Below are 2,752 nucleotides of genomic sequence, written 5' to 3' on the forward strand. Positions count from 1 at the left end.
CAAAGAGGCAGTACGTATATATTCCGAAAGATTTATCATACCTTCAGAAAGAGAGAAATTCAGAGAATATTATGATATGTCTACTGTTCATGAAAGGCTGAAAGATAAAAAAGAGAATTACCTTGCAGAATTCTTCCATTCGGCATTAGACGGAGACGATGATAGTACTCAGATATATCTAATATTGCCATTCAAAATTAATGACAGGCAAAAATACCTGTCACTGTGCAGATACTGCAAAATTCCTGAATAATACACTATCGTGAACTCTATATTATGAAGAACAGCCTTTAGTTTTAAAAAGGACCTGCCACATTGTGACAGGTCCTTCTACGTGAAATCCTTATTACATCAATTTTAAAAATATTCTACAAGTTTTATCAACTTTATAACAAGATCAAAGTGATTTGAATCTCTGCGTAGTATCACTTAGCTGTTCTGTAATCTCATTATTTTCATTGATTGCTTCAGATATAGCCTTAACGCCTCCAACAATTTCTGTTGAGTTCTCAGCTGAAGATGAGATCGCAATAGAGCTTTCCTTGATAGAGTCTGTTATCATACGTACAGATTCTACCATTTCCTGCATTATATCATTAAGATGATTAGCTTTATCATCAAAAGCTGTAAGCATATCATTCATAACATCTGCAGTATTCTCGTATTTCTCACCGGTTTCTACATAATCATCATAATCTCCAAGAACTGTACCATTTATATAATCAAGAGTAGACTGGGCATTATCTGCAAGATTATGAACAGCTTCTGTAACTTCTGCGCTTATATCCTGAATGTTGGCTGCTGTCTTTCTGCTGTTTTCTGCAAGGCTGCTTATCTCAGTTGCTACTACTGCAAAACCCTTACCTGCTTCTCCTGCTCTCGCGGCTTCTATGGAAGCATTAAGCGCAAGAAGATTGGTATGCTTGGCTATATCAAGGATTACATTGGTAAGTTCATTTATCTGACTTACTTTTTCAGAATCCTGTACAGATTTTGTCAGCATCTCTGAAAGGCTTGAAACGTGTTCACTGGCTGTAAGCTTCTTTTCATTAACACGGCCCTTGACTTCATTTGCTTCCTTCTTGATGGCAACTGCTGTCTCTGTTCCTGAAATAGCCTGCTCTGTGATCTCCTGGGCAGCTGCTTTTACTTCCTCAACGCGTTCATTGATAGTAGAAACAGTTCCTGCAACTGTTTCCATATTAGCTGACAATTCTTCAAGAGCTGCAGAAGTATTAGTAACGCTGTCATCTACTATACTAAGCTGTGAAGAAACCTTGTCAGAAGAACTGGTAAGAACAACCGCACCATTTTTGACTTCCTTCATGATATTCTGAAGAGTTTCTATGAAATGGTTTATACCGGTTGTAATATATAAAAGTTCAGATTTGGTCCTGGTCTTAACTCTTGCTGTAAGATCACCGTTATTATTCTCAATATTGGTGATCATATCATTAACTTCACTGCTTATATGCTTGATCTTCTTAACTATATTGTTATAGCTTATAAGGAAGTTAAATATGATAAGAACAAGCATTACTACCATTCCGATAAGAGCTATATAGCTTCCATGAGCAAGCAGTTCATTCATTGTATTAGTCGTATCTGTAGCAGAATTTTGAATTGCTTCATCAAGTGCTTTTGATGAATGGAATATTGCTATCTTCTGAATCTCAGCCTTATCAAACAAAATAGTATATGCAGAGCTCTGATCTCCTGCATCACACTTTTCTATTGCAGAATCTATCAAAGCTAAAAGTCTCTCATACTGGGCAGATATCTCTTCAAGCTGGGCGGTTGCTTCTTCATCATTGTAGTCTTCAAAGTCACTTTTAAGCTGCTGAATATCTTCTTCAACCTGACTTTTTGCAACTTCAATCTGCGGAAGAAGCGCTGTCTGCGTTTCTACAGCAGTTGCAGCAATATATCCTGTTGTCTGATCATAAAGATTCATTACATCAGACTTAAGCTCTGCTTCATGTGTTGTCAGATCCATCATTGAATCAAACATACTGATACTACTGTTTGTAGATTTATTCATTGCTGACATTACCATTATCATAACGACAAGGAAGGATATCAGCATCAGTAAATTCAAGGTAGAAAACTGAAAAACTATGGAGTCTTTCTTTTTTATAACTACATTAGTATTGTCTTTCACGTTTCCACCTCCTTAAAGTGTCTTATACCAGTCAGAAGCAATAGACTCTATTTCTTTCATAAAGCCGCTTGCATCAAGCTCTCCTTTGGCATATTTCTGGAATGCATAGGAAAGGCCTTTTTGTCCAAGACCTTCAGGCATATCCATCCAGTGCCAGCTCGATGTCTTACCGGCTGCAACGTACTCTGAAACAACTGCTGCAAAAGGATCGGAAGCAACATATGTGCAATCAGTAAATGGACTTACAAAGCCTGCCTCTTCTACAAGGATCTTCTGTGCTGAATCCTCAGAACACCACTGAAGGAAAGCTTCAGCTGCTTCTACCTGAGCTTCCTTGGGAATAGCCCACCAGGAAGGAGCACTAGTAAGGATAGTATCGATGCCCTCCTGAAAAGCATAAGGGATCATGCCTATCTCGAAATTACCGGCTTTAGCATATGCATCTGCATCATCACCTGTTAATGTTGCGCCTATCCAGGATCCTTGTGTAATAAAGGCATACTTGCCTGAAGCAAAATTGAGTACCTGATCTGAATAGGTTCCATCTACTAAAAGATCAGGATCTGAATACTCATTAAAAAGACCTATCAT

General features: G+C 38.0%; 3 protein-coding genes. 1 reads left to right on the forward strand and 2 read right to left on the reverse strand.

The features are described from left to right. The coding region (locus tag K6G87_RS11315; protein WP_296837202.1) for a hypothetical protein at positions 1 to 253 on the forward strand (253 nt) is incomplete at its 5' end. 144 nt (positions 254 to 397) lie between these two features. On the opposite strand, the gene K6G87_RS11320 is transcribed toward K6G87_RS11315, so the two are convergent. Both K6G87_RS11320 and K6G87_RS11325 read right to left on the reverse strand, forming a co-directional pair. Next, a complete protein-coding gene (locus K6G87_RS11320; protein ID WP_296837205.1) occupies positions 398 to 2,161 on the reverse strand; it encodes a methyl-accepting chemotaxis protein in 1,764 nt (587 codons plus the stop codon). Between the two features lie 12 nt (positions 2,162 to 2,173). Continuing rightward, positions 2,174 to 2,752: extracellular solute-binding protein (locus tag K6G87_RS11325; RefSeq protein WP_296837208.1), on the reverse strand; the 579-nt coding region annotated here is incomplete at its 5' end.

The sequence above is a fragment of the Butyrivibrio sp. genome (genome assembly GCF_024699075.1).